The 25,346-nt window shown below is 68.9% G+C and carries 23 protein-coding genes; 14 read left to right on the forward strand and 9 right to left on the reverse strand.

Annotated features, from left to right (window positions below):
• Positions 1-26 precede the first annotated feature (26 nt).
• Positions 27-773, reverse strand: coding sequence for a hypothetical protein (locus tag OX958_RS08620; protein WP_270136677.1), 747 nt, complete (start codon positions 771-773; stop codon positions 27-29).
• A 72-nt stretch (positions 774-845) separates the two neighbouring features.
• On the opposite strand from OX958_RS08620, the gene OX958_RS08625 reads away from it, so the two are divergent.
• Entirely contained in the window at positions 846-2,357 is a 1,512-nt protein-coding gene (locus OX958_RS08625; protein ID WP_270136678.1) for a phospholipase D family protein, read from the forward strand.
• Between the two features lie 30 nt (positions 2,358-2,387).
• Positions 2,388-3,278, forward strand: coding sequence for an aminoglycoside phosphotransferase family protein (locus tag OX958_RS08630; protein WP_270136679.1), 891 nt, complete (start codon positions 2,388-2,390; stop codon positions 3,276-3,278).
• Here the strand turns inward: OX958_RS08630 and OX958_RS08635 are convergent, their stop codons facing one another.
• Entirely contained in the window at positions 3,279-3,992 is a 714-nt protein-coding gene (locus OX958_RS08635) for a nucleotidyltransferase domain-containing protein (protein ID WP_270136680.1), read from the reverse strand.
• Between the two features lie 93 nt (positions 3,993-4,085).
• On the opposite strand from OX958_RS08635, the gene OX958_RS08640 reads away from it, so the two are divergent.
• From OX958_RS08640 to OX958_RS08650, 3 genes are all read left to right on the forward strand, one after another.
• Entirely contained in the window at positions 4,086-6,119 is a 2,034-nt protein-coding gene (locus OX958_RS08640) for a copper-translocating P-type ATPase (protein WP_270136681.1), read from the forward strand.
• A 106-nt stretch (positions 6,120-6,225) separates the two neighbouring features.
• Entirely contained in the window at positions 6,226-6,657 is a 432-nt protein-coding gene (locus OX958_RS08645; protein ID WP_270136682.1) for an SRPBCC domain-containing protein, read from the forward strand.
• The gene (locus OX958_RS08650) at positions 6,647-6,976 is read left to right on the forward strand and encodes an ArsR/SmtB family transcription factor (protein ID WP_270136683.1); all 330 of its coding nucleotides are present in this window, start codon (positions 6,647-6,649) and stop codon (positions 6,974-6,976) included. The genes OX958_RS08645 and OX958_RS08650 overlap by 11 nt, the downstream gene beginning before the upstream one ends.
• 5 nt (positions 6,977-6,981) lie before the next feature.
• On the opposite strand, the gene OX958_RS08655 is transcribed toward OX958_RS08650, so the two are convergent.
• Positions 6,982-9,828, reverse strand: a complete 2,847-nt coding sequence (locus OX958_RS08655; RefSeq protein WP_270136684.1) for an ABC transporter substrate-binding protein — start codon at positions 9,826-9,828, stop codon at positions 6,982-6,984.
• Positions 9,829-9,931: 103 nt separating this feature from the next.
• On the opposite strand from OX958_RS08655, the gene OX958_RS08660 reads away from it, so the two are divergent.
• Together OX958_RS08660 and OX958_RS08665 are read left to right on the forward strand one after the other, a co-directional pair.
• Positions 9,932-10,168 (forward strand): nucleoside triphosphate pyrophosphohydrolase, encoded by a 237-nt coding sequence (locus OX958_RS08660; protein ID WP_270136685.1) that lies wholly within the window; start codon positions 9,932-9,934, stop codon positions 10,166-10,168.
• Positions 10,169-10,223: 55 nt separating this feature from the next.
• A complete protein-coding gene (locus tag OX958_RS08665; RefSeq protein WP_270136686.1) occupies positions 10,224-10,733 on the forward strand; it encodes a DinB family protein in 510 nt (169 codons plus the stop codon).
• Between the two features lie 125 nt (positions 10,734-10,858).
• Here OX958_RS08665 and OX958_RS08670 read toward each other — a convergent pair whose 3' ends face one another.
• Positions 10,859-11,587: a Type 1 glutamine amidotransferase-like domain-containing protein gene (locus OX958_RS08670; RefSeq protein WP_270136687.1), complete on the reverse strand. Its 729-nt coding sequence runs from the start codon at positions 11,585-11,587 to the stop codon at positions 10,859-10,861.
• 128 nt (positions 11,588-11,715) lie between these two features.
• On the opposite strand from OX958_RS08670, the gene OX958_RS08675 reads away from it, so the two are divergent.
• Both OX958_RS08675 and OX958_RS08680 read left to right on the forward strand, forming a co-directional pair.
• Entirely contained in the window at positions 11,716-12,507 is a 792-nt protein-coding gene (locus tag OX958_RS08675; protein WP_270136688.1) for a class I SAM-dependent methyltransferase, read from the forward strand.
• Between the two features lie 49 nt (positions 12,508-12,556).
• Positions 12,557-13,045, forward strand: a complete 489-nt coding sequence (locus tag OX958_RS08680) for a hypothetical protein (RefSeq protein ID WP_270136689.1) — start codon at positions 12,557-12,559, stop codon at positions 13,043-13,045.
• Between the two features lie 332 nt (positions 13,046-13,377).
• Here OX958_RS08680 and msrA read toward each other — a convergent pair whose 3' ends face one another.
• Together msrA and yczR are read right to left on the reverse strand one after the other, a co-directional pair.
• Positions 13,378-14,022 (reverse strand): peptide-methionine (S)-S-oxide reductase MsrA, encoded by a 645-nt coding sequence (msrA, locus tag OX958_RS08685; RefSeq protein ID WP_270136690.1) that lies wholly within the window; start codon positions 14,020-14,022, stop codon positions 13,378-13,380.
• A 99-nt stretch (positions 14,023-14,121) separates the two neighbouring features.
• Positions 14,122-15,561 carry a MocR-like transcription factor YczR gene (yczR, locus tag OX958_RS08690; RefSeq protein ID WP_270136691.1) on the reverse strand — a complete coding sequence of 480 codons (1,440 nt, stop codon included), beginning with the start codon at positions 15,559-15,561 and terminating at the stop codon, positions 14,122-14,124.
• A 62-nt stretch (positions 15,562-15,623) separates the two neighbouring features.
• Between yczR and yczE the strand changes: the two genes are divergently transcribed.
• Positions 15,624-16,310 (forward strand): membrane protein YczE, encoded by a 687-nt coding sequence (yczE, locus tag OX958_RS08695; protein WP_270136693.1) that lies wholly within the window; start codon positions 15,624-15,626, stop codon positions 16,308-16,310.
• Positions 16,311-16,381: 71 nt separating this feature from the next.
• Here the strand turns inward: yczE and OX958_RS08700 are convergent, their stop codons facing one another.
• The gene (locus OX958_RS08700; protein ID WP_270136694.1) at positions 16,382-18,544 is read right to left on the reverse strand and encodes an MMPL family transporter; all 2,163 of its coding nucleotides are present in this window, start codon (positions 18,542-18,544) and stop codon (positions 16,382-16,384) included.
• An 86-nt stretch (positions 18,545-18,630) separates the two neighbouring features.
• Here OX958_RS08700 and OX958_RS08705 point away from each other — a divergent pair, with 86 nt between their 5' ends.
• A complete protein-coding gene (locus OX958_RS08705) occupies positions 18,631-19,221 on the forward strand; it encodes a TetR/AcrR family transcriptional regulator (protein WP_270136695.1) in 591 nt (196 codons plus the stop codon).
• 40 nt (positions 19,222-19,261) lie between these two features.
• On the opposite strand, the gene OX958_RS08710 is transcribed toward OX958_RS08705, so the two are convergent.
• On the reverse strand, positions 19,262-20,668 hold the full coding sequence (locus tag OX958_RS08710) for a hypothetical protein (protein WP_270136696.1): 1,407 nt from the start codon (positions 20,666-20,668) through the stop codon (positions 19,262-19,264).
• A 10-nt stretch (positions 20,669-20,678) separates the two neighbouring features.
• Positions 20,679-21,260, reverse strand: coding sequence for a hypothetical protein (locus tag OX958_RS08715; protein WP_270136697.1), 582 nt, complete (start codon positions 21,258-21,260; stop codon positions 20,679-20,681).
• A 220-nt stretch (positions 21,261-21,480) separates the two neighbouring features.
• Between OX958_RS08715 and OX958_RS08720 the strand changes: the two genes are divergently transcribed.
• From OX958_RS08720 to OX958_RS08730, 3 genes are read left to right on the forward strand one after another with little or no spacing between them, the layout of a single operon-like run.
• Positions 21,481-22,635, forward strand: a complete 1,155-nt coding sequence (locus OX958_RS08720) for a cystathionine gamma-synthase (protein WP_270136698.1) — start codon at positions 21,481-21,483, stop codon at positions 22,633-22,635.
• Entirely contained in the window at positions 22,632-24,002 is a 1,371-nt protein-coding gene (locus tag OX958_RS08725) for a glutamate mutase L (RefSeq protein WP_270136699.1), read from the forward strand. Before OX958_RS08720 ends, OX958_RS08725 begins: the two co-directional genes overlap by 4 nt.
• Positions 24,003-24,032: 30 nt before the next feature.
• Positions 24,033-25,325 (forward strand): AI-2E family transporter, encoded by a 1,293-nt coding sequence (locus tag OX958_RS08730; RefSeq protein WP_270136700.1) that lies wholly within the window; start codon positions 24,033-24,035, stop codon positions 25,323-25,325.
• The last annotated feature ends 21 nt before the right edge of the window (positions 25,326-25,346 follow it).

Below are 25,346 nucleotides of genomic sequence, written 5' to 3' on the forward strand. Positions count from 1 at the left end.
GGCGCACCTGGTCAAAGTGAGCGAGGTCAGCTGAGTTGCCGCTGGCTCTGGCGGGACCACGGGAGTCCCGTCACAACCAGGTAGGTGAGGGCGCCGACGGGGGCGATCCAGAGTTGGTAGAAGGGGAACTTGCCGGAGGCCACGGTCAGGACGAAGACGGTGGTGAAGGTGACGCAACCCGTGAGGGTGCCGCGGCGGCGGGAGTCGCGGGCGGTACTGGGGAGGGGGCCGTACTCCCGGTCGAGGGTGCTGGCGACCGCTGACAGGGCGATGGTCGCGAAGAGGGCAACGATCACCATGCCGGGTGGGCCCCCGAGGAAGGCGGCGAAGACACTTGCGACGGTGAAGACCGCGAGGCCCAGGAGGGTGGCGCCGGCTCCCAGTCCGAGGTGTTTGAGCTTTCGGCGGCGGAGGTCGACGGCTTCGGCTGAGCGCAGGATTCCCTGCGGTTCCCACAGGCGGCGGAGAACGAGGTGCAGACCGAGAACGGTCAGGGCGGCCGTCAGGGCGAAAACGACCGTCAGAACCGTCGACCGGGTTGTCGAGATGAACTGGTGGACCTCGCCGCTGCCGAAGTCGCAGCCCGCCCGTGGCGGCAACCACTGCTCGTCGACCCGTCGAAGATCCCCTTCGGCCTGCGGGAACGCCCGCCCGCAGTCGTAGTCCGGGTCGAACCAGCTCGGCATCGAGGCCGACACCGCCAAGCTCCAGCCCAGCATCGACAGCAACCCGAGGGTGAGGACCCAGCCTGCTCGTCGTTTCACCAGCTTCACGCGGTCCACCCTCTCACCCCCTCAGATCAGGCCGTCAGTTCGAATCCTCGCCGTCGGGGTACCAGGCTGTTGATGAGCGACTGGTTCCTGACGTCCGCCGAGCGCGGCAACCCGGCGACCGCCCTCGATCGGCCCTGGTCGAGCGGCAACGCGGTGCGGTTGCTGGTGCACGGAGCCGTCTACTTCCGGCGCTTGTACGAAGAGCTGTGCTCGCTCACGCCCGGTGATCGGGTCTACTTCACCGACTGGCGCGGCGATGCCGACGAGCGCCTCTTCGACGACGGCCCTTCGATCGGCGACGTCCTGTGCGATCTGGCCCGCAACGACGTCGAGGTCCGCGGGCTGCTCTGGCGGTCGCACTCGGACCACCTCCAGTTCAACGCCCAGCAGAACCAGCGGCTCGGCACCGAGCTCAACGAAGCCGGCGCCGAGGTGCTGCTCGATCAGCGGGTCCGCCGGCTCGCGTCGCATCACCAGAAGCTGTTCGTGATCCGCCATCGGGACGCCGCCGCCAAGGACGTCGCGTTCGTCGGCGGGATCGACCTGAGTCACCAGCGCCGCGACGACGCCGAACACCTCGGCGATCCGCAGCAGGCGCCGATGGACCCGCGGTACGGCGACCGCACCCCGTGGCACGACGCGATGCTGGAACTGCGTGGTCCAGTGGTCGCGGACGTGCTCCGCACTTTCGTCGAGCGCTGGGACGATCCGCATCCGCTCGACCGGCGGACGCCGTACCGGATGTTGGTGCAGCGAAAGGCCGACATGCCTCGGCATCCGTCGGAGCTGCCGGAGGACTCACCCGATCCGCCCGAGGCGGGGCGGCACGCCGTACAGGTGCTGCGGACGTTCGGGCACAAGCATCCGCCGTTCCGGTTCGCGCCGAAGGGTGAGTACAGCGTGGCGCGGGCCTACCGGAAGGCGTTCGAGCGGGCGCGCCGGTTGATCTACGTCGAGGATCAGTACTTGTGGTCGGCCGTGGTGGCCGAGGGCCTGTGTGAGGCGTTGGAGCGAGAGCCGGAGCTGCGTGTGATCGCCGTGGTGCCGCGGTTCCCGGACGCGGACGGACGGTTCAGCGGTCCGCCGGCGCGGTACGGGCAACTGCAGGCGCTGAAACTGTTGCGGTCGGTGGCACCGGACCGCGTCGGGGTCTACAACCTCGAGAACGCCGTGGGGACGCCGATCTACGTGCACGCGAAGGTGTGCGTGGTCGACGACGAGTGGTTCACCTGTGGATCGGACAACTTCAACCGGCGGTCGTGGACCAACGACAGCGAGTTGACCTGTGCGGTGGTCGGTGACGGACTCGCGCGGTCGGTTCGGGCCGAGTTGTGGTCGGAGCATCTCGGTACTGAGCCGCAGCTGGACCCAGTGGCGGGCTTCGAGCAGTGGAAGGCGGCTGCAGCGGCGCTGGACTCGTGGCACGCGAGCGGTAGGAGCGGGCCTCGGCCGACGGGTCAGGTACGCCTGCACGACCCGGTGCCGGTCGGGCGGCTGGCCCGGTTGTGGGCGCGGCCTGTCTACGACCACATCTACGACCCCGACGGTCGGCCGCGTCGTATGCGGCGGAAAAACTCGTTCTGAGAACGGTGGCGCCTCGGCTTGGATGAGGGCATGGCCAAGATGCATGTGGACGAGGCGCCGATCGACGACGAGCTGGTACTGCGGCTGGTGGCGGGGCAGTTTCCCCAGTGGGCGGGACTGGCGGTCGAGGAGATTCCGTCCAGTGGGACCGTCAACGCGATGTATCGACTGGGGGATTCGCTGACCGTCCGGTTGCCACGGATCGCGGGTGGGGTGCCGGATATCCAGAAGGAGGCCAGCTGGTTGCCTCGGCTGGCGCCGTTGCTGCCGGTCCGGATTCCCGCGCCAGTGGGCGTGGGACAACCGGCTGAGGGGTATCCCTGGCCGTGGTCCGTGCAGAACTGGATCGAGGGGGAGATCGCGGTCGCCGGGTCGGTGCGGGAGCCGGAGGGGCTGGCCGAGGATCTTGCCGGGTTCGTGCGGGCTTTTCGGGTGATCGCGCTGCCGGATGGGCCGGCGGCGTACCGGGGTGGGGGTTTGCTGTTGCTGGACGACGGGACTCGAGCGGCGCTGCGGCAGTTGGAGGGTTCGATCGATACGGCAACTGCTCTGGCGGCTTGGGAATCCGCGCTGGCTGCCGCGCCGCCGGTCGCGGCCTGTTGGGTGCACGGCGACCTGATGCCGTCCAACTTGCTGCTTGATCAACGCAGCAGGCTTGCCGCGGTGATCGACTTCGCGACGACAGGCCTGGGCGACCCGGCGTGCGATCTGATTCCGGCGTGGAACCTGCTGCCCGCGCACGCACGGGTGATCTTCCGTGCCGCGCTGGACGTCGATGGCGCGACGTGGAACCGTGGGCGGGGCCGAGCGCTGTCGATGGCACTCATCCAGCTGCCGTACTACCGCCACACGAATCCTGGCATCGCGGCCAACGCCCAGCACGTGATCGACGAGGTGCTCGCCGATTTCCGCGCTGGGTAGTCAGTCGCCGGAGAGGTGGAAGCCGGCGAACAAGCGGCCGCCGTACGGCGTGAGAACAGCGTCGACGACGGCGATCATCGCTGCTGGATCACCGTTGACGGCTGAGCGCACGGCGGCGGGAAGAGTCGTCGCGTAGTCGGTTCCGTGCGTTGCGTCGTAGCTCTGCAGCTCGCGGAGAAGCCCTTTACCGGTACCCGTCCAGTGATCGGCGCCGGTCAGCAGCAGGGTGGCGGCCTCCTGCCAGAGAACCGACGCGACCGCGGTTCGTACGTCGTTGCTGTCGGCACCGATCAGGTCGTCGAGCAGGTCCGTGACCTTGTAGCGCAGCATCGCGAGGTCGTGCGGCGACAGCGGGGGCGGACCGGCCAGGATCTGCGCTCGGCAGCTCTCCTGGAGCCGGGCACCGGACCCGTCGGTGTCGATCAGCGCAATCGTCTCCCCGACCAGTCGCATCATCGACGGCTGGCGACGCAGGCGGTCCTTCTCGCTGTAGTGGGCGAGCGACTGCTCGGTGTGCACGAAGAGTTCGACCGGCCAGCCGGCGTGCCGGAGGGATTCGCGAAGCGGGGCGGGTGGGCCGGCGAGCAGCACCGTGATGTCGAGATCCGAGGTCGAGGTGGCGGTGCCGCGGGCGATGCTGCCGCCCAGCCAGGCGGCGCGGGCCTCGGGGTATCTCTGGTGGACGAGTTCGCGAGCTGTCTCGACCGCTTCCATGGAGAGATTCTGTCAGATCGGGAACAGGGAGCTGGGTGCGGAGGTTGTGGGGTCTATACCCCACGGGGGTATAGTGAAGGAGTCGGCGAGACGATGGAGGCGATGATGAGCGACCATCACGGTGGGCATGGTGAGCACGCGCACGGTGGGCACGGGGATCATGCGGCGCAGTTCAAGGATCGGTTCTGGGTGAGCCTGGGGCTGGCGGTGCCGGTGGTCTTCTTCAGTGAGATGTTCGCCGACCTGCTCGGCTACCGGCCGCCCGGTTTCACCGGTTCGAGCCTGATCGCGCCGATCGTCGGCACGGTGATCTTCCTGTACGGCGGCCGGCCGTTCCTCGCCGGTGGCTGGAGCGAGCTCAGGTCACGCCGGCCCGGGATGATGCTGCTGATCTCGATGGCCACCACCGTCGCTTTCGTGGCGTCCTGGGTGACCACCCTCGGGATCGGTGGCTTCGACCTGGACTTCTGGTGGGAGCTCGCGCTGCTGATCGTGATCATGCTGCTCGGCCACTGGCTGGAGATGCGTGCCCTCGGTGCGGCCTCCGGCGCGCTGGACGCGCTGGCCGCGTTGCTGCCCGACACGGCGGAGAAGGTCACCCCCGACGGTGTCGTCGAAGTTGCCCTGAGCAACCTGTCCGAGAGTGACGTGGTCCTGGTCCGCTCCGGCGGCCGGGTGCCCGCGGACGGTCGAGTGGTCGACGGTCAGGCTGAGATCGACGAGTCGATGATCACCGGCGAGTCCCGTCCGGTACTCCGCTCCGTCGGCGATCAGGTCGTCGCGGGCACGGTCGCCACCGACAGCGCCCTGCGGGTGCAGATCACGGCAGTGGGCCAGAACACCGCACTGGCAGGGATTCAGCGACTCGTCACCGAAGCGCAGGCCTCGTCGTCGCGGGCACAGGCGCTGGCTGATCGCGCCGCCGCGTTCCTCTTCTACTTCGCTTCCACCGCCGGTGTGGTCACCTTCCTGGCCTGGAGCTTGCTGGGCAAGCTCGACGAAGCGGTGACCAGGACGGTGACCGTCCTCGTCATCGCCTGCCCGCACGCCCTCGGGCTGGCCATCCCGCTGGTGATCGCGATCTCGACGGAGCGCGCGGCGAAGGCCGGCGTACTGGTGAAGGACCGGCTGGCGCTGGAACGGATGCGGACGATCGATGTAGTCCTGTTCGACAAGACCGGCACCCTGACCAAGGGCGAGCCTGCGGTCACCGGGGTGGCGGCGGTTTCGCTGGGCGACGACGAGTTGCTGGCGATCGCGGCGGCTGTCGAGTCGGACAGTGAGCATCCACTGGCCAGGGCGATCGTGCGTGCGGCCTCGGATGCCGGCGCACGTGCCTTGCAGGCAAAGGATTTCAGGTCGCTGACCGGGCGTGGGGTCGAGGCGGTTGTCGACGGTGCTCACGTGTCGGTTGGTGGGCCGGCTTTGCTGCGCGAGACCGGCGTACGGGTTCCTGCTGAGCTGGAGGCGACCATCCAGGGGTGGAAGGAGCGTGGCGCCGCGGTACTGCAGGTCGTCCGTGAAGGTGAGGTGCTGGGTGCGATCGCCTTGGAGGACGAGGTCAGGCAGGAGTCGCGGCAGGCGGTCGACGCGTTGCATCGGCGTGGGGTGAAGGTCGCGATGATCACCGGCGATGCGCATCAGGTGGCCGAGTCGGTGGCGACGGAGCTGGGCATCGACGAGCTGTTCGCCGAGGTGCTGCCGCAGGACAAGGACGCGAAGGTGGCCGAGTTGCAGGCGCGTGGGCTGCGGGTGGCGATGGTCGGCGACGGGGTGAACGACGCGCCGGCCCTGGCTCGCGCCGAGGTCGGGATCGCGATCGGCGCCGGAACGGATGTCGCGATCGAGTCGGCCGGGGTGGTGCTGGCCGCCGACGATCCGCGTGCGGTGCTGTCGGTGATCGACCTGTCGAAGGCGAGCTACCGCAAGATGTGGCAGAACCTGGTCTGGGCGACGGGCTACAACGTGATCGCGGTACCGCTGGCGGCCGGCGTGCTGGCCTTCGCCGGGATCGTCCTGTCGCCCGCGGCGGGCGCGGTACTGATGTCGCTGTCGACGATCGTGGTCGCCCTCAACGCTCAACTGCTGCGGCGCCTGAACCTGTCTCCGGACCGGTTGGCGTCGTAGGCCGGCCGCGGCCTGACTTTCGGCCGACGGCGCTGGTTGACGCAACCCACAAGTTGCTATAGATTTTGTGGCAACCGAATGGTTGCTATTCAAGTGGAGGTGCGTGATGGCTTTTCCTGATCGGATCGAGCGGACGGTGGAACTGAAGCAGCCGCCGGCCAAGGTGTGGGCGGCGCTGACGACGGCCGAGGGGCTGGGGACCTGGTTCGGCGACGAGGCTGTGGTCGACCTGCGGGAAGGGGGAGAGGCCCGACTGGTCTGGTCGAGCGGCGACAAGGCCGAGCTGACGATCGAGCGGATCGAGGAGCCGGCGGTCTTCGGGTTCACCTGGCACATCTACGGGCTGCCGGAGGGTGATCCGCGGCGTACGTACGTCGAGTTCACGCTCGAGCCGGCCGGCGCCGGGACGCGGCTGACGGTGGTCGAGTCGGGCTTCGCTCAGCTGCCTGCTGACGCCCACCAGAAGGCTTTCGGCGGCAACGTCGACGGGTGGCGCACCGAGTTGGCCGAGCTGGTCAGCTACCTCGATGGCGCCTGAGCGCGAGGCGGTCGCCGAGCAGGTCTTCGTCGCTCTGGCCGACCCGAGCCGGCGCAGCATCCTGGCCGTGCTGGCCTCGGGTGGTCCGGCCACCGCGACCGAGCTGGCCGACGGCCTGCCGATCACCCGGCAGGCGATCGCCAAGCACCTGGCGCTGCTGACCGCAGCCGGTCTGGTCACCCCCGAACAAGGCGAGCGACGCCGCGTCCGGTATCGGCTCAACTCGGCTCCGATGCAGGTGGCACAACAGTTCCTCGCCGCGTTGGCGCGCGACTGGGACAGCCGCCTCGACGCGCTGAAGAAGCAGCTCGGCGACTGACCGGCTCAGTCGAACGGGCACCAGGCCTGGGTCTCGGGATCTCTCGGCCCGCCGCAGACCAGGTTTGCGGCGGGCACGGGTTGGCCGTTGCGGAAGGTGACGATGGTGATCGGCTTGTTCAACGGGACTCGGCGACCGATCGTGCCGCCGAAGTCGATCCGGCCGGTGACCCCTTGGTACGCGCGCCTGCTGCCGCCGGCGTCCGTCACCGATTGCAGTGCGGTCCACACCGTGCCGCCGTTGATGGCGACCCGGTCGCGGCGCAGATAGCTCACCGCGAGGACCACCGTGTACGCCGCGTCGTAGTTCAGCGCGGCATGTCCGTCGAGAGTGCGCCCGCGAGCGCTCTTCTCGTAGGGGAACAGATTGTCGAGTTGCTGGTAGAAGTCACTCGCCGCTGGTGGCGGGTCCTGGGACAGCTCGGGGGCGAGTGCGAGCGACAGGTACTGGAAGGGCACCGACTTGTTGGCGCCGCTGACGGCCCGGTCGGCGACATACGTGGTCACGTCGTCACCGGCCAGCACATACGGCGGTTGGCTACGGCAGTGGTCGGCGATGCCGGCGATGAAGGCGGGGAAGTCAACCAGCCCGCGGGCGGCGTACAGGACTACTCCACCGGCATCGCAGGCCGCGCTGCCCGCCGTGCCGGCGTCCAGCGTGGCGGGTTGCCGGCCGGCCGGTGTGAAGGACTCGACCCGAACCGGGATGCCGCGTTCGGCCAGGCTGAGTTTGAGGTCGGCTGCCAGGTTCTGGCTGTAGGTGTCGGCCAGGTCGTCGGACTTGTAGATCGTCGCCTTGCGGGCCAGTGGACGCCCGAACGGGTCCTTGCCCTTGGCAAGCAGTTGGGAGACGTGCCGGGCCGCGACCTTCGCCTCGCGGGCGTTCTGTGGGCTGATCTGGAAGTAGAGCTTGCTGACCTGGACCATCGTGTCGGCGGTCAGCGTCGCGGCGACGGTCGGCAGCCCGACCGCGGCCAGCGCCCGGATCGTGGTGGCGGTCGACTCGCGGCTCTGGACCATGCCGACCACCGCGACGATGCTCGGGTCGGCCGCTGCCATCCGGCCGAGCTGGTTGGCGACGCGCTCGCCTTGCCGCAGTTGCGGTCCGGCGTTCGCGATCAGGACGCGGAGGAGTGGCTCGTACGCCTGGGCGGCCTTGTTGAGCTGCACCGCCTGGGCGACCGCCATCCCGGCCAGTTGCTCGCGCTCGGCGGTCATCACGCCGTCGCTCGATCCCTGATCGGCGGCCGATGACATGAAGACCAGCGTGATCAGCGGTCGATCGGGTTGTGACTTGCTGAGCGCCGAGCTGCGCTGGTTCTGCGCATAGATCGTGCTCCGTACTTCGTCGAAAGCACTGCCTGGCAACAGCAGTTCGTTGCTGCCGTCGGTGACCCCGATGCAGGTCCCGTCGATCCGGGTGACGGAGGTGGTGGCCGGCTCCACGCCGAGCCAGGTGAATCCGTCTCCACAGTGGCGGTAGTTGTCGGCGTACCCGACGCCGGCGTAGCTGCCGAAGCTCACCGCCAGCACGACGAAACCGATCAGGGCCCCACCGCGCCGGGTGCGCCACCAGGGGCGCGGTACGCGATGGAGGTGCTTCGGTGGTGTCCTGAGGGGTTGGGTTGTGGGCGGAGTTGTCTTGGTGGTGCCTGCCGCGGTCCTTCGGCGGAGCAAACGCTGCCGGACACCGTTACCGGTGCGCGCGGCGGCGACGGGCTGCTCCCGCTGCTCGTCGGCCGGCTGGCCGACCGTGACATCGATGAGCCAGGCCTTGATCTCCCGCTGGCGGCTCTCGTTGTCCCGCCGCTCGCGCCAGGAAGCGAGGAGGCTCTTCTCGGCGGGCTGCTGGGGTTTGGGGCGCGGAGGCATGGCCAGTGGCGGCACTCGGTTGCCGGTGGTGATGAGCAGCAGCGGATCGAACAGTCGCAGGTCGTTGCGCACCTCGGCGACCATCCGCAGCAGGGTGTAGCCGCCGTTGCGCCGGCTGATCCGGCCGAGCAGGACGGTGGGGAAGGTGGTGTGGTACCGATGGATCCAGCCCGCGCCGCGGAAGTCCTCCCGCAGATCCTCGAGGAACGCGTTGACCAGCAGCCGGGCGACCTGTTCGGCCTTCTCGGTGGTCCACTGGTCCTTGGTCAGGCGCAGGGCCAGTTCGAAGAAATTGCCGTTGCCTGGGGCAACGTCATTCTGCCGGAGGAACCAGCGGTAGGAGCGGCCGATCCCGGGAACCGTGCCACTGTGCCGAGCCCAGAAATAGAGTGGCAGCAGCACGACCCAGAGGACCCGGACCCAGACCGGCAGATCGCCCTTGAGGTCACCGGCCGCGGTGCCACCGTGGCTGGCCCGGGTGATCGAGCGGTGGTAGAGCAGGTCGCGGAGCTCGCGGCGACGTACCTTCACGTTCTCCTGGGTCGACAGCTCCTGCTTCATCAGCCAGCTGAGCAGCCAGAACCTCGGGAACCGGTAGCTGCCGCCGGTGTCGACGGCAAGCTTGTCGGCGATCTGCGCGAGCACCTCCTGCAACGCCAGCACGTCGGCCGTGCCCAGCTCCGCAAGCACGGCACTGGCCGGTGGCTGCACCGTCTCAGGCTCCTGCAGCACCTTCGCGTACGGGATCTTGGTCTTCCCGTCCTTCGCCTCGAGCCGCCGAGCGATCGCCTCGACCAGCCTCTGCGCCGGGATCGGATCAGGCCGCTCGTCCGGCCCGCCCGCCGTACCTTCCGGCGCCACCACGCATCCCAGGATCGGCGGCGTATCCGCATACCGGCAGCGCCGCCGCGGACGCGCGTACAGCTCGTCCACCGTCTCGATCAGCTTGCCGAACCCCTCGACCGACTCGAACTCCGTCACCCAACCCCCTACGGCTAGCCTCACCGACCGTGGCCATGCCCCCCACGTGTCGTGAGCGGAGAGCATGCCCAAAGCAACCGGAACGACACCTCATCGTCGCCCGATGACTACACTCTGCCACCCGCCACCGACATTTTTCGCCCGTCCGCGAGCCGCCGCAGCACGCCGGTCAGGCTCCTCGGGGGCCGTCGAGGAACTGGCTGATGTGCTGGAGGTCGTCTATGCCTTGGCTGCTGACCTCGGTACCGATCAGGCGGCGCTCGACCGGCTTCGCCGTACCAAGGCGACTGAGCGGGGTGCTTTCGCGAATCGCGTTGTGTGGCTGGGCGTCGAGGACTAAAACTCGGTTCGAGTAGAGGCCAGAAGTTGACCGCTACTGGCTTTAGAGTCGAAGTATGACGACGACAGAGCGGGCCGACATCCTCGACTTCCTGACCAAGCACCGGTACTTCCTCCGGCAGACCGCCGCGGGGCTGACCGACGAGCAGGCCGGCACCCGCAGTACCGTCAGCGCGTTGACGGTCGGCGGGCTGATCAAGCACGTCACCGAGACCGAGCGGACCTGGGCCGACTTCGCCCGATCGGGCGGCGACCAGACTCCCGCCGAGACCGAGTTCAGCCCGGAGATGCTCGCCAAGTGGGAGAACCAGTTCCGCCTCACGGAGGACGAGACGCTCGCCGGCGCGCTGGCGGAGTACGAGAAGGTCGCCGCTGCCACCGACGAACTGGTCGCCACGCTCGACCTCGACACGGCGTACGAACTCCCCGCCGCTCCCTGGCAGCCGCCGGGCGTCTTCTGGACGGTCCGCCGGGTCTTCCTGCACATCACAGCCGAAACCGCCCAGCACGCCGGCCACGCCGACATCATCCGCGAGGCGATCGACGGCAAGAAGAGCATGGGCTGAGGCTGCCGTCGGGTTTGCGGACATAGCGACAGGCAGTAGTAGGGCCGGGCCGTCCGCCCCACGCCTGGGCGGGCGGAGTACAGGACTCGCGGCGGCACTACTGCCTGTCGTTGTGTTCGCGAAGGTCAAGGTTGGAAGAGTTTCCAGTCCCCTTCGGTGACGACCTCGATGGTGCCGTCGACCACCTTGATGGCGGTGTCGTCGTCGATCGCGTACGTCGGTGCGGGGATGTGCGCCGCCCACTTCTCGGCGTTGGGTAGTGATGCGTCGAGGTGATGCGGGTGGTTGAGATGCGGGATCACCGCGAAGTCGACGAGCCCGGCGCCCTGGCCGGTGACGAGGAGCCTGTCGACATCGCCCTCCGGGGTCGAGAAGACGGCGGGCTCCGACTTGAGCGGTCCGTCGCTCTCGCGGGGCGGATCGACGTAGGTCTCGACAAAGGTCGAGGTGACGGCGATGCTGCCGGCGCTCACTCCGACGTACACAGCATCCAACGTCGGTAGGAGGTCGGCGAAGCCGGAGCGCCGCATCCAGGCGGCCAGGAACAGCGGATCGCCGCCCCACACGAGGATCGCGTCGGCGTCCCGGACGGTCGGCACCCACGCGTCTTCCTCGATGCTCGGGAGCACCGAAAGTTCCAGGATGCCCAGCGACTTCCAGCCCAACTGGCACAGGCGCGACGACCCCTCTCCGGACATCGCGCGCCACGCCATCTGGGCGCCACCGGGGAAGGGGTAGATGGCAGTCGGGATGAAGAGGGCGTTGGCCTCGGCGATCGGCTTGCCCAGCAGTTCGACCAACGCGTCCTGGATGCTGCCGTTGCTGATCCCGCTCGAGGTAAGCAGAGCTTTCATATCCGAACCTTCCTGGCGCGCAGCGCTCTGGTGGCGATGCTTCTTGGCGTTCACTTCTTACCCGTACTACGAACCGGTCGGCGCGAAAACGACAGGCGCCGGAGCGTCGCAGGTGTCAGGATGCCGGGATGGTTGCGCGGGCGTTGAGTTTCGGCACAGTGGCAGCGGCGTACGAACGGTTCCGGCCGGGGTATCCGGATGAACTCCTCGAGCTGGTGACGGCGTACGCCGGTGGGCCGATTCGCACCGCTCTGGAGATCGGCGCCGGGACAGGCAAGGCAACGCGCCTGTTCGCACAGGGAGGGATCGCGGTCACGGCCACCGAGCCTGATGCGGCGATGCTGGCCGAGCTGCGGAAACACCTGCCGGCGAACGTCACGTCCGTGCAAGCCGCTTTTGAGGACCTACCGCTGAATTCGTCGTACGAGCTGGTGTACTCGGCGGCCGCGCTGCATTGGACCAACCCGGACGGCCGGTGGGCCCGAATGGCCGCGCTCGTCCAGCCGGGCGGCGTTTTCGCCTCGTTCGGCGTACCGATCCAGCTGGCCGACCCAGCCCTCAAGGAGGCCGCCCGCGCGGCACGTGCGCCGTACCTGGACGACGACGGCGTACCGTCGCCCGACGGCACCGCCGCGGATCTGCCGATGCAATGGCCCGGCACGGAACTTGAGCAGTCCGAGTGGTTCACCGACGTCCGGCAGTCGGTGATCGAACGGCGCCTGACGATGAGCGCCCGCGACTACGTCGGACAACTCTCCACAGTCTCGGCGTACGTGATGCTGGAGCCCACAGACCGCGACGAGGTCTTCCGCCGAACCCTCGAGGCGCTCCCCGAAACGGTGGAACTCAATGCCGAGGTCCACGTCCACCTCGCCCGCCGCCATCACTGGACCAACGCCGCGGCTGCGTATGGCGGATGATCACCACATGCAAGGAGAGCGAAGCGGAGTCGCCCGCTGGGTCACAGCCGTGTTGAGCGGCGCCTTCTTCGGGGTGGTGATGGGCGCTTTCACCAAGCTCGACGGGTCGAGTTGGACTGCGGCCGGCATAGGTGCGATTGCCACCGGTGTGCCGTTCGGGTTGGCAATGGCCTGGTGGAGCGCCGGCTGGAAACGAGCGATGAAAGACGCGGAAGGCGACTTACCGGATGAGGACGTTCGTCTCGCTCATCGTGCTGCGATGGATGGCCCTGTGCCTGAAGACGAAGCGATCCGGTCGGCTGCGCTGCGCATCGCTTCCCGACATCTCGCGGAGTACACGGGCCGTTCGCGCTGGCTGTTCATCATCGTGTTGGTGCTGATATTGATCGGTAGCATCGCCGGGGCCGTCAGCGAGTCTCCCTGGGGATTGCTGGGTGCCGTTGTCCCCGCGGCACTCTTGTACACCCGGTGGTACTGGCCCAGACGGCTGCGACGGCGCATCGCGTTGCTCACCGGAGCGCCTGAGACCACACCGTAGGTACAGCTGTCCGTTCGCGAGGACCGGCAGGCGGCCCTCGCGGCAAAGCAACGGATCAGGCGTCAGCCAGGAACGGTACGCCGGTGTTGGAGTGGCATCTGTGGCCGTTCGGGCTGGATAGGTGCGGGACCGGAACCGCGATGCGGATCGGCTCCGCGCCCCGTGGACCGCCAACGGGTTCGGGTGGGGGCAACGCTTCAGCCCGCGATGTGAGTACGGGTAGGAAAACACGCAGGCCCCGCGTGATGCGGGGTTGAATCCGCATCGCGCAGGGCCGCTGGTGGTTCGGGTGGGTGCAACGCCTCAGCCCGAGAGGAGAGTACGGGTGGGGCTTAGCTTTCAGCCGGGAACGGTACGCCGGTGTTGCTGTGGCAGCGGTAGCCGTTGGGGTTCTTGGCGAGGTACTGCTGGTGGTAGCCCTCGGCGTAGAAGAACTTGGTTGCCGGGGCGATCTCGGTGGTGATGTCGCCGTAGCCGAGCGGCTTGATCACCGGGGCGTACAGGTCGCGGGTGCGCTCGGCCTCGGTCTTCTGGGCGTCGGTGGTGTAGTAGATCGCCGACCGGTACTGCGAGCCGAGGTCGTTGCCCTGGCGCATTCCCTGGGTCGGGTCGTGGGTCTCCCAGAAGACCTTCAGCAGGGCGGTGAAGGTGGTCTTGGCCGGGTCGTAGACGACGCGGACGGCCTCTGTCTGGCCGGTGCGGCCGGAGCAGACCTCTTCGTACGTCGGGTTCGGGGTGTAGCCGCCGGCGTAGCCGACTGCGGTGGTGTAGACCCCCGGCAGCTGCCAGAAGATCTCCTCGGTGCCCCAGAAACAGCCCGTGCCGAACCAGACTTCCTCGAAGCCTTCGGGGGTGGGCGCGGTCTGCGGCGTACCGAGCACGATGTTGTCCGCCGGTACGGCGAAGGTGGGCTCGGGGCGGCCCGGCAGGGCGGCGTCCGGCTCGACCAGGGCTGACTTTTGCTTGAAGAACGACATCTCACGCCTCTCGCAGAGTGACTCTCATAGTCTCTCAACGCGACCCCAGGGGCGAACCTTCCCCCGGCCGATTACGGGACGTTTACGTCGAACGACTGCTCAAGCGATCATCGCCGCCGTACGCCGCAGCGGTGGTCCCGCCGTCAGTGACTCGTACGACGCCGCCAACCGGTCGACCGCGTCACGCAGAGTGTCCGGTTCGAGCGTATAGGGCAGCCGCAAGAACGACTCCAGCCCGCCGTCGGGGGAGAAGCGCGACCCAGCCACCACCAGTACGCCGTTCCGCTGGGCCACCCCCACCAGGCTCGAGCCCACCGGTTCGGGCAGCTCGCACCACATCGACAACCCACCGCCGGGCACCTCGAACCGCCACGACGGCAGCGCAGTCCGCAGCGCGGCGATGAGAGCGTCACGCCGGAAAGCAAGGGCGGCCCGGCGTTCCGGCAGGATGGAGGACCGCGCCTGCAGCAACCGCAGTACGACCAACTGCTCCAGCACCGGCGCACCCAGGTCCAGCGAGGCCCGCGCGTCGAGAATGCGGGACACCAAGGCCTCCGGCGCGCGCAGCCAGCCGATCCGCAGACCTCCCCAGAACGACTTGCTGACCGATCCCACCGTGATCACGCCCTGCGGGTCGAAGACGGCGAACGGCGGCGGCATCTCCTGTCCGTCCAGGGCCAGCTCGAACAGCGTCTCGTCGATGATCGCCGTGGTCCGGGCCCGCGCCAGCGCGATCGCCAGCCGCTGCCGGTCGGCCGCCGGCATCAACCGCCCAGTGGGGTTCTGGAAGTCGGCCACCAGCCAGGCGGCCCGCGGCGACGACTGCCTGATCGTTGCCTCTAGCAAGGGAAGGTCCCAGCCGTACGGGCTCATCGGCGCCGCGACGACGCGGCAGCCGCTGCGCCGGATCGCGTCGACGGAGTTCGGATGGGTCGGGCTCTCGGTCAGCACCCGGTCGCCGATCTGCGTCATCGCGCGGACCGCGATCGAGGTCGCGGCCAGCGCGCCCGCCGTGACGATGATCTGGTCCGCCGTCGTCGGCAGCCCGCGAGCCCGGTACGACGCCGCGATCTCCTCCCGCAACTCCGGCAGCCCCTGCGGGTGGTAGCCGGGCGTGGCCAGGTGCCGCGGCAGGTCTTCGAGCGCCTCGCTCACCGCGCTGCTGATCCCCGGCACGGCCGGCGACGCCGCGCAGGTGAAGTCGTAGAGCCCCTCGGTGTCGATCCCCGGCGCGTGATGGCGGCCGAGTTCGGGCTCGACCTTCGACGGCAACGCGGTGACGCTGCCCGATCCGCGTCTGCTGGTCAGGTAGCCACGATCGCGCAGTTCACGGTACGCCGAAGCGACGGTGGTCCGGCTGACCCCCAACGCGTCGGTCAGTTCGCGCTCGGACGGCACCCGCGCACCCGGCATGATCCGCCCGTCGGCGATCAGCAGCCGCAACCGCTCGGCCAGACTCCGGTACGCCGGTCCGGAGTCGTCCGCCCAGCTGCCGAGCAGCCCGGCGAGTGTGCTGGCAGGAAGCTGTTGCGCGATCATGCAGTCCACTATTACCCAACTGGCTATCGAACACCAGGCCAATCAGTCGGAGACTGGATCCTGTGACCGCCACTTCCGCAGCGCCCGCCAAGAACCCGCGCGGCCGCCGGCTAGCTGCCCTGAATCCGCTCGAGCAGCTCAGAGCCGGCCACCTCCCGCGCCGCCTCGTCCAGCTCTACGTCGGCCTGGTCCTGTACGGCGCGTCGATGGGCCTGATGGTCCAGGGCAATCTCGGCCTCGATCCCTGGGACGTCCTGCACTACGGCATCACCCAGCACGTGAACCTCAGCTTCGGCACCGTCGCCATCATCGTCAGCTTCCTCGTGCTGCTCGCCTGGATTCCCCTGCGGCAGTGGCCCGGGCTGGGGACGATCAGCAACGCGGTCGTCGTCGGGCTGACCGTCGACCTGACCCTGGCGATCGTCGACCGGCCGGACGCGATGTGGTTGCGGATCGTCTTCATGACCGCCGGAGTCGTCGTCAACGCGCTGGCCGGCGCGCTCTACATCGGCGCCCAGCTCGGCCCTGGTCCGCGGGACGGGATGATGACCGGCCTGGTGCGGCGTACCGGGCGGAGCGTGCGGCTGGTCCGGACCAGCATCGAGGTGACGGTGCTCGCGGTCGGCTGGCTGCTCGGTGGGGTGGTCGGGGTAGGCACCGTGCTCTACGCGCTCGCGATCGGGCCGCTCGTTCATGTCCTGCTACCGCTGTTCACCGTGAAACTGAACACCGAAGAAGCGGACAACTGAGACCGCGGATGCCGGACCAGGGGGCCCGGCATCCGCGCACCACAGGACCCCTCGGCCTGTGGTTGCTGGGGTCAGCCGACTCGTTCCAGCGCTCGATCACCGGCCGCGGCCGGCTGCGGGGCCTTCAGCTTGCGAGGCCACCAGGCGCGAGGACCGAGCAGTGCGGTCACGCTGGGGACCAGGAAGATCGACATCAGGAACGCCGAGATCACGATTCCGGCCGCGACCGAGAAGCCCATCTCGGTCAGCAGCGCCATCCCGGCGAGCATCAGCGAGGAGAACGTGCCGGCCAGGATCAGGCCGGCCGCCGCCACCGACGGACCGCCGTGCTCGATCGCGAGATCCGCGGCCTCGCGCGGATCGGTCCCGCGTTCGGCCTCCTCCCGGAGTCGCGCGATCATCAGGATGTTGTAGTCGGTGCCGATGGCAACGACGAACAGGTACAGCATGATCGGCAGCGAGAACGTCACGCCCGCGTGCCCGGCGGCGCCCTGGAAGACCAGGACGGTCGCGCCGGTGGTGCTGAAGAAGCTGAGCACCACCGCGAGCATCAGCACCAGTGGCGCCAGCAAGCTGCGCAGCAACAAGGCCAGGATGATCGCGATCAGTCCGCCGGCGACCGGGAAGATCACCTTCAGGTCGCGACTGTTGGCGTCCCGGATGTCGGTGTAGCTCGAGCTGACCCCGCCGAGCAGCACCGACGTACCGGCTGGTGCTTCGGCGTGGGCGGTGTCGCGCAGCGGGCCGTCGACGAGGTCGAGTGAGGACTTCGCGTACGGCGCGTCCTTCAGCACGACGTTGAGCTGGGCAACTGTCTTGTCCTGGTTGAGCAGGGCAGGGGAGCCGTCCGGGGTGGCGGGGAGGACGGCGCCGATGCCGTCGACCTTCGCGAGCTTCCCGGCGTACGACGTGAGCTGGGCCGGGTCGAGCGGCGTACCGCCCGTGCTTTTGACGTAGACCGTGGTCGGGTTGAGAGCGCCTGCGGGGAAGCCGGCCTGGAGATCCTTGACGGCGCGCGCTGACTCGGTGTCCTTGGGAAGCTGACTGAAAGCGTCGTAGTCGATCTTCATCCCCAGGGTGCCGAGGGCCAGCAGGACCATCAGGCCGCCGGAGACCAGTGCGACCAGCGCGGGGCGTTTGGCGGTGAACCGTCCGAGGCGCTTGAAGGTCGCGCCCTTCGGGGTCTTCTGCCAGGACTTCGACGGCCAGAACACCTTCGGGCCGAGCAGCGAGACGACCGCCGGGATGAGCGTGATGGCGGCGAAGGCCATCACCGCGACCGCGATCGCGAGCCCCGGACCGAGGCTCTTGAAGCCGCCGAACGCGGCCAGCAGCAGCGCGCTGAAGGCGACCACGATCGCGCCGGCCGCCGACACGATCACCTCGGACACCCGGGCGGTCGCGGTGACGAGAGCCTGCTTCGGTTCCTCGCCGGCCCGGAGGCGTTCGCGGAAGCGGAACAGCAGGAACAGGATGTAGTCCGTGCCGACGCCGTACAGGACGACGGTCAGAATGGTCTGGAGATCCTGGGTCGCCTGCAGGTCGAACGTCTTGGCGGCGAGGGCGATCAGGCCGGGCGCGATCGCGCTGACCAGGCCGACGGTGAGGATCGGCAGCAGGGCGGCGACGGGACTGCGGTAGATGAACAGCAGCAGGCCGATGATCAGTACGACGGTGGCGATCCCGACCACGACGAACGCGTTGTCGAACGCGTCCTGGTTGTCGAGGAAGAGCGCCGCGTCGCCCGTTACGCCGTACTGGAGGCCACTGTCCGTCATCGCCGGACCGGTCAGATCGCGGACGTGCTGAACCGCGTCGAGCACGGCCTGCTCCTCGGGCAGGCCTTTGAGGCCGACGCTGATCAGCTGGACCTGCTTGTTGGGGGAGACGGCCTGCGGTCCGGTCACCGCGCCGGTCACCCGATCGATCTTCGCTGCTGTGATCTCGGTCGCCAGCTCGGACGTCTTCGCTTGGTCCGCCGCGGTCAGCACGCCACCGTCGGTGCGCTTGACGACGATGCTCGCGGTGGCGTCGCTGGTCTGGCCGAAGGCGTCGGCGGCGAGCTTCTGCGCCTGGACGGACTCATAGGAATCGGGCAGTAAGCCGGCCTGATCCTTGGTGGTCACGTCGGTGAGCGTCGGCGCGAACGCGACCACGGCGATCGCCGCGACCACCCAGGCGGCGATCACCTTCCACGGGTTGTGGACGACGAAGCGTCCGAGCTTGGTGAACACTGGCCCCTCCTCAGATCTCACTACCTGCCGGTCGGTAGGTAGACTACCTGCCGCACGGTAGGTAAGAGAAGTGAGAGGGTGGTGTCGTGCAGCAGGAGAGCAGTTCGCGGGCCGGCGCCAAGCCCCGCGACACCAAGGCAGAGATCCACCGGGCGGCGCTGGAGCTGTTCTCGTCCCGCGGCTACGAGAAGACGAGCCTGCGGGAGATCGCCGAGCAGGTCGGGATCACGAAGGCGTCGCTGTACTACCACTACTCGTCCAAGCAGGAGCTGCTGCAGGCGATCATCGGGACGTTCTTCGAGGACCTCAGGGAGGTCTTCGCGCTGGTCGAGAACCGGCCGTGGTCGCTGGAGCTGGAGCAGGAGCTGCTCGGCACCTATCTGGACGTGGTCATCAAGCACCGCGCCACCGGGCCGACCGTACTGCGTGACATCACCGCGGTGCTCGCCGCTTTCGACGATCAGCTGGATGATCTGATCGGTCAGAGCCGGCGCTTCCAGCTGTGGTTGGCGGGGCCGGATCCGACCCCGGCCGACCGGGTGCGAGCTGCTGCTGCCGTCGAGGTGGTCGGTGCCGTGCTGTCCACCGGTTTGGATCAAACGGCGGTCTCCGACGAGGAGATGCGCGCCATCCTGCTGGATGCTGCGACCGCCGTACTGTCTCGCAAGACCAACTAGCCGCCGCGCCGGATGCAGGTGATCCGGTGCGGTTGGTGAGCTAGAGCTGCTTGGTGTCCGACTTGCGGTGGGTGGTGGCGGCGTGGGCGGGTTTGCCTGGGCGGTCGGTGGTTTGGGCGGTGGGCTTGGCGTTCACCGCACCGTTGGCTCCGGCCATGCCGGCGAAGGCTTTGGCTGCGTCGCCGTTGGTGCGCGGGGTGTTGCCGGAGCTCTGCTGAGTCGCTGAACTGTTGAGCTGCGCGACGGTGGCGGCCTGCTGGGCGGGGCTCTGGTTGGAGAGCGTCTGGTGGAACTGCTTCACCGCTTGCAGCCGCTGACGCAGGTTGAGACCTTGAGCTTGGCCGGGCACGGTGGCGGGGGATTGGTTCGGGCCGGCCTGATGCGCGGCGCCGGCGCGGTGCCTGCCGGGGCCCTGCCGGAGCGCTTGGTAGCTCGCAGCAAGCTGCTGAGCCTTGCCTTGTTGCCTGTGCCGCCCGCCACCCTGTCCCTGAGCCTGCTCCCGATGACGCCCGGGCGTCCGCCCCACACCCTGCTGAGTCTGGGGCGATGGCTGTCCCTGCGCCACACCCTGCTGTGCTCCCGCCGACTGCTCTCCTTGCCCTGCAACCTGCGGCGTCTGCTGCCCAGCGCCCTGCCCGTTCTCCTGGGAGCGCTGGGCCGCTGCTGCCTCGGCAGGCGTCATCTGCGGTCGCGGCGGAGCAGCCTGGGCTGGCATCTGCCGGACGTTGTGCAGCTCAGGATTCACCTCAGCCCGAGCTCGCGCGCCTTGGTTCTGCAGGGGTGGTTGCGACGACTCCGCCTGGGCGGCGGACTGCTGCCTGTTCAGCGGTTGAGCCTGGGCGGCCGGCTGGGTCTGCAGGTGCTGCTGGAAGCGCGGCTGGACCTGGTACGGCGTTTGCCTTCCCTCCGGACGGAAGGTCTCCCGCATCGCCGCTTGGGAGAGGTTCTGCAGATCGGCTTTGGTGATGCGTGACCGCCCGATGCTCTCCCTGACCGCAGGGTCCATCCGCTTGACGTCTTTCGCGGCCTGCGCGTAGGCAGCCTTCAAAGTCGCCGTGCCCTGGCGGGTGTTGCGCCAGCGCGAGACGCGGTTGGCGACCTGACGGATCGGGTTGCGGTTGCGGACCACCGACTGGTCGGCGCGCATCGCCTGCGCGGCCGCCCGGCCACTGAGCTGGCGGGAGTACCCGCGTTGCCGCGGGTCGTAGGCGCCGGTGATGTGGGCCTCGGCGAGCGACTGCAGGTCGGCCTTGGTCAGGTTCGCCCGGCCGATCCGTTCCCGGACGGTCGGGTCCATCCGCTTGGCGTCCCGCGCGGCCTGGGCGTACATGCCCTTGAGCGTCGCCGTACCGCGCCGGGTGTTCTGCCAGCGGGAGACTCGCGCCGCCAGTCGCCGGAACGGACGGGTCACCCGGTTGCCAGGGGCTCCTGCCGAAGGTTCGCTCATGGCCGGTCTCCTAGTCGATGTAGACCGAGTAGTTGACCCCGACAGCCGTCGTCAGTGGGTCCTTGGTGGGCCGGTTGCTGTACAGCTGGTACTGCGCGCCCGGTCGCAGCCAGACAGCCAGATGCCGCCGCCCGGCGCCAGCGCCTTCTTCCCATTCGTCCTCGAACGTCGGGCTGCTGTCGTCGCCGACATAGTCCGGCTGTCCCCAGTACTGCGTCGCCAGCGCGAGGTGGTCCGGCCAGTGCGCGTCCAGCCCCGCCTCGGCGGCCTGGATGTCGTCCGGACCGATCTCGTACGCCGACCAGCCGCTGTCCGGGCAGTCCGCGAACGCCAGCCCGCCGAACACGATGATCGTGCTCCCACGAGGAGTGGTGAAACCCCAGGAAGCCAGCTCCGGCCCGATCACCTCGCCGGCCTCCAGCGGCCACGGCTTCCAGTTGGTCGCCGCCATCACGCGATGCACGAGCGCCCGGACCACAGCCTCGCCGGACGCGTCGTCGTCGGGCCCGGCGATCGGGGTCCAGTCGGCGACCTCGGCGAGGTCGGCCATCGCCAGGGCGTCCTCGTCCAGCGACCTGTCCTGCGTCTTCATCCGTGCCGCCTCCGCAAACTCGCTGTCCGGGGGTCCGAGCGCTGTCCCGGGGATCCAAGATTAAGTGACGGGCGGTGCCACTCGCCGGTTCCGGCCGGAGCCTGTGGACAACTTCCGGCCGGCGCCGGGAATCTGCCGTCCAGCGCCGTGGGACAGGGCTTGCCGTACGACCGGCGAGACTGTATTGGGGACTTGGCGAACCGGGCCGTAGGCTGGCTCGGTGAACTCTGAACACCACTACGGCTTCGAGACGCTCGCCATCCACGCCGGAAACGAGCCCGACCCCACCACCGGCGCGGTGGTACCGCCGATCTACGCGACCAGCACCTACAAGCAGGACGGTGTCGGCGGGCTGCGCAACGGCTACGAATACTCCCGGTCGGCGAACCCGACCCGGACGGCTCTGGAGGAGTGTTTCGCGGCGATCGAGGCCGGCACCCGGGGCTTCGCGTTCGCGAGCGGGCTGGCGGCCGAGGACACCCTGATCCGTTCGCTGTGCGTGCCCGGCGACCACGTGGTCTTCCCCGACGACGCCTACGGCGGCACCTTCCGGCTGTTCGCCAAGGTGCTCGGCACCTGGGGCGTCGAGATGACCCCGGCTGCGGTGACCCAGCCGGAGGCGATCCGGGCCGCGATCCGCCCGGGCAAGACCAAGGTGGTCTGGCTGGAGACGCCGACCAACCCGCTGCTGAACGTCGCCGACATCGCGATCGTCGCGCAGATCGCGCACGACGCCGGCGCGCTGCTGGTGGTCGACAACACCTTCGCCTCGCCGTACCTGCAGCAGCCGCTGGAGCTCGGCGCCGACGTGGTCGTGCACTCCACCACGAAGTACATGGGTGGGCACTCCGACGTGATCGGTGGCGCGCTGATCGTCCGCGACAGCGAGCTGGCCGACAAGATTGCCTTCCACCAGAACGCGATCGGCGCCATCGCGGGCCCGTTCGACTCGTTCCTGGTCCTGCGCGGCATCAAGACGCTCGGCGTCCGGATGGACCGGCACAGCGACAACGCCGAGAAGGTCGTCGAGTTCCTGCAGCGGCACAACAGCGTCACCTCGGTGCTCTACCCGGGTGTCGAGGGCCACCCCGGCCACGAGACCGCCGCCAAGCAGATGAAGCGGTACGGCGGCATCGTGTCGTTCCGGGTCAGCGGTGGCGAGCAGCAGGCGCTCGACATCTGCAACAAGGCCGAGGTCTTCACCCTGGGCGAGTCGCTGGGCGGCGTCGAGTCGCTGATCGAGCACCCCGGCAAGATGACGCACGCGTCGGTCGCCGGTACGCCGCTGGAGGTCCCGGCCGATCTGATCCGGCTCAGTGTCGGCATCGAGACGATCGACGACCTGCTGCAGGACCTCGACCGCGCGATGTCGTGAGCCTGTGGGTGGCGGTCGACTTCGGGTCGACCTTCACGAAGGCGATCGCGGTGGACGCCGGCTCGGGTGACCTGGTCGCCCGGGCCGAACACCGCACCACCGTCGACAGTGACGTGATGGACGGCTGGCACGCCTGCCGTACCGCGTTGCTGGCGGCGGATTCCGGCATCGCCAAGGCCGAGGTGCTGGCCTGCTCGAGCGCCGGCGGTGGCCTCAGGATCGGTGTCGTCGGCAACGAGGAGCTGGTCACCGCGGAGGCCGGCCGGCGGGTCGCGCTGTCCAGTGGTGGGCGAGTCGTTGCCGTGGTCAACGGTGGGCTGACGGCGACGTCCCTGAAGGCGCTGCGGGCCGAGCGTCCCGATGTCGTGTTGCTGCTCGGCGGCACGGACGGCGGCAACTCGGCGGTGATCACCAACGCGGCGGCGGTGCTGGCGAAGTACAAGTGGCGGCGGCCGGTGGTTGTCGCGGGCAACGTCGACGCGCAGGCGCGGATCCGCGAAATGTTGTCCGAGGCAAATGTTCCGCACGTGCTGGCGACCAACGTGGTCCCGGAGATCGGGGTGTTCGCGCCGGACGGTGCGCGGGCGGCGATCCGGGAGATGTTCCTCGCGCACGTGATCGGCGGAAAGAACCTGTCCCGCGACCCGGGGTTCGCGGCGATGGTCCGGGCGGCGACGCCGGACGTCGTACTGCGTGGCGTCGAGGTGCTCGCCGCCTTGCACGGCGACGTCGCGGTGGTCGACATCGGTGGCGCGACGACCGACGTGCACTCGGTGATCGAGCTCGACCCGGAGGACGCGAACCTGGGTCGCGAGGTGGTCGCCACGCACCCCGTCACGCGGACGGTGGAAGGCGACCTCGGGATGCGCTGGAGCGCAGTACCGGTGGTGGACGCGGGGATCGAGGCGGGCCTGCTGGAAGCCGGTACGCCGCTGGCGGCTGCCGCTGAGCGTCGGCACGAGGATCCGGCGTTCCTGCCGGACGACGCGACTGAGGCGTCGTACGACGAGACGCTGGCTCGGGTGGCCGCGACAGTGGCGCTCCGGCGGCACGCGGGCAGGCAGCGGGTGATCTTCGGACCGGGCGGCCGTGTGATCGAGCGTTCCGGGAAGGATCTGCGCGAGGTGGATCTGCTGGTCGGATCCGGGGGAGTACTGCGGCACAACGGCCCGGAGGTCGCGGCGCGGATCCTCGGCGGCATCTCGCAGGGTGCCCAGGAGGAGGGCTGGCTGGTGCCGGAGGCGGCTCGCACCTGCGTCGATTCCGACTATGTGCTCGCGGGCGTCGGGCTGCTGGCCGAGCTCGATCCGGAAGCGGCCGAAGGACTGGCCGCTCACATTCATGGAACGGTCGTCAGCGGGCACTAGTCTCGGGAGAACTGAGACCTCGGAGGTGTCATGAGCAAGCCGGACGAGCCGGTCGGGCGGGACGACTCGGCCGACGTACCCGGGCCCGGGACCGATATCCCCGAGGTCGGGCGGGACGAGGAGAGCCCGGTCGCGGACAACTCCGCCGTCGACGGTGTGAGCCGCACGGTGGTGGGAGACGACGACCAGCACCTGCTGGCCGCGTCCAGCAAGGGGACGGTCGACCTCGGCGTGACTCCGGGGATGCAGATCGCGAGCGCTTGGGCCTGGCGGTTCCTGGTGATCGTGGCCGCCGTGCTGGTGATCGCCTACGGGATGCGGTACCTGTCCGAGGTCATCGTGCCGGTGACCGTCGGCATCCTGCTCACCGCGCTGCTGGTGCCGGTGACGAACGGGCTGCAGAAGTTGCGGCTGCCGCGCGGTGCCGCGGCCGGGATCACGGTGATCGGCACGATCGCGCTGGTGGCCGGCTTGCTGACGCTGGTCGGGACACAGATCGCGGGCCAGTTCGACGAGCTGTCGGCCCAGGTCGGTGAGGGCGTGCAGCAGGTGCGCGACCTGCTCCGGATCAACTTCGGGCTGACCGAGAAGGACATCACCGACTCGCTGAACAAGCTGCGCGAGACCGTGATGAGCGGTGGCGCGATCGGTCAGCGCGCGGCCGAGGTCGGGACCACGGCGACGCACGTGATCGCCGGGTTGTTCATCGCGCTGTTCTGCCTGTTCTTCTTCCTGTACCAAGGACCGCAGATCTGGGCCTGGGTGGTGCGGTTGTTCCCCCGGCACGCGCGGGACAAGGCCGACTCGTCCGGCCGCAAGGCCTGGGTGTCGCTGACGGCGTTCGTCCGGGCGACGATCATCGTGGCCGCGGTCGACGCGATCGGCATCTCGCTCGGTGCCGCCATCCTCGGCCTGCCGCTGGTCAGCGCGATCGGCATCCTGGTCTTCGTCGGTGCCTTCGTCCCGGTGATCGGCGCCCTGGTCAGCGGCTGCGTCGCGGTGCTGGTCGCGCTGGTCGCCAAGAACGTGGTGGTCGCGATCGTCATGCTCGCCGTCGTGATCGGCGTACAGCAGCTGGAAGCTCACGTCCTGCAGCCGTTCCTGCTCGGCCGTGCCGTCAGCGTCCACCCCCTCGCGGTGATCCTCGCGATCGCGACCGGCGTGATCGTGGCCGGCATCGTCGGCGCTCTGGTGGCCGTCCCGGCCGCCGCGGTGATCAACACCATCGTCAACCACCTGGCCGGCAACGACGTCGACCCAGAACCCCCACGCCCCATCCCACGCCGCCGCCCACCGGCCCAACGCCAGGACCGCCCCGTCTGACCCCCGCCGGCCTGCATCAAC

This window comes from Kribbella sp. CA-293567, from assembly GCF_027627575.1.
Classification (GTDB): domain Bacteria; phylum Actinomycetota; class Actinomycetes; order Propionibacteriales; family Kribbellaceae; genus Kribbella.

What these genes read in the sequence shown, in the direction of transcription:
- OX958_RS08660 (WP_270136685.1), top strand. Translation starts at nt 9,932, where the DNA reads ATGACTACACTCTGCCACCCGCCACCGACATTTTTCGCCCGTCCGCGA.
- OX958_RS08710 (WP_270136696.1), bottom strand. Translation starts at nt 20,668, where the DNA reads ATGAGCGAACCTTCGGCAGGAGCCCCTGGCAACCGGGTGACCCGTCCG.
- OX958_RS08640 (WP_270136681.1), top strand. Translation starts at nt 4,086, where the DNA reads ATGGAGGCGATGATGAGCGACCATCACGGTGGGCATGGTGAGCACGCG.
- OX958_RS08665 (WP_270136686.1), top strand. Translation starts at nt 10,224, where the DNA reads ATGACGACGACAGAGCGGGCCGACATCCTCGACTTCCTGACCAAGCAC.
- OX958_RS08625 (WP_270136678.1), top strand. Translation starts at nt 846, where the DNA reads ATGAGCGACTGGTTCCTGACGTCCGCCGAGCGCGGCAACCCGGCGACC.
- OX958_RS08730 (WP_270136700.1), top strand. Translation starts at nt 24,033, where the DNA reads ATGAGCAAGCCGGACGAGCCGGTCGGGCGGGACGACTCGGCCGACGTA.
- OX958_RS08670 (WP_270136687.1), bottom strand. Translation starts at nt 11,587, where the DNA reads ATGAAAGCTCTGCTTACCTCGAGCGGGATCAGCAACGGCAGCATCCAG.
- OX958_RS08650 (WP_270136683.1), top strand. Translation starts at nt 6,647, where the DNA reads ATGGCGCCTGAGCGCGAGGCGGTCGCCGAGCAGGTCTTCGTCGCTCTG.
- msrA (WP_270136690.1), bottom strand. Translation starts at nt 14,022, where the DNA reads ATGTCGTTCTTCAAGCAAAAGTCAGCCCTGGTCGAGCCGGACGCCGCC.
- yczR (WP_270136691.1), bottom strand. Translation starts at nt 15,561, where the DNA reads ATGATCGCGCAACAGCTTCCTGCCAGCACACTCGCCGGGCTGCTCGGC.
- OX958_RS08630 (WP_270136679.1), top strand. Translation starts at nt 2,388, where the DNA reads ATGGCCAAGATGCATGTGGACGAGGCGCCGATCGACGACGAGCTGGTA.
- OX958_RS08645 (WP_270136682.1), top strand. Translation starts at nt 6,226, where the DNA reads ATGGCTTTTCCTGATCGGATCGAGCGGACGGTGGAACTGAAGCAGCCG.
- OX958_RS08675 (WP_270136688.1), top strand. Translation starts at nt 11,716, where the DNA reads ATGGTTGCGCGGGCGTTGAGTTTCGGCACAGTGGCAGCGGCGTACGAA.
- OX958_RS08635 (WP_270136680.1), bottom strand. Translation starts at nt 3,992, where the DNA reads ATGGAAGCGGTCGAGACAGCTCGCGAACTCGTCCACCAGAGATACCCC.
- OX958_RS08715 (WP_270136697.1), bottom strand. Translation starts at nt 21,260, where the DNA reads ATGAAGACGCAGGACAGGTCGCTGGACGAGGACGCCCTGGCGATGGCC.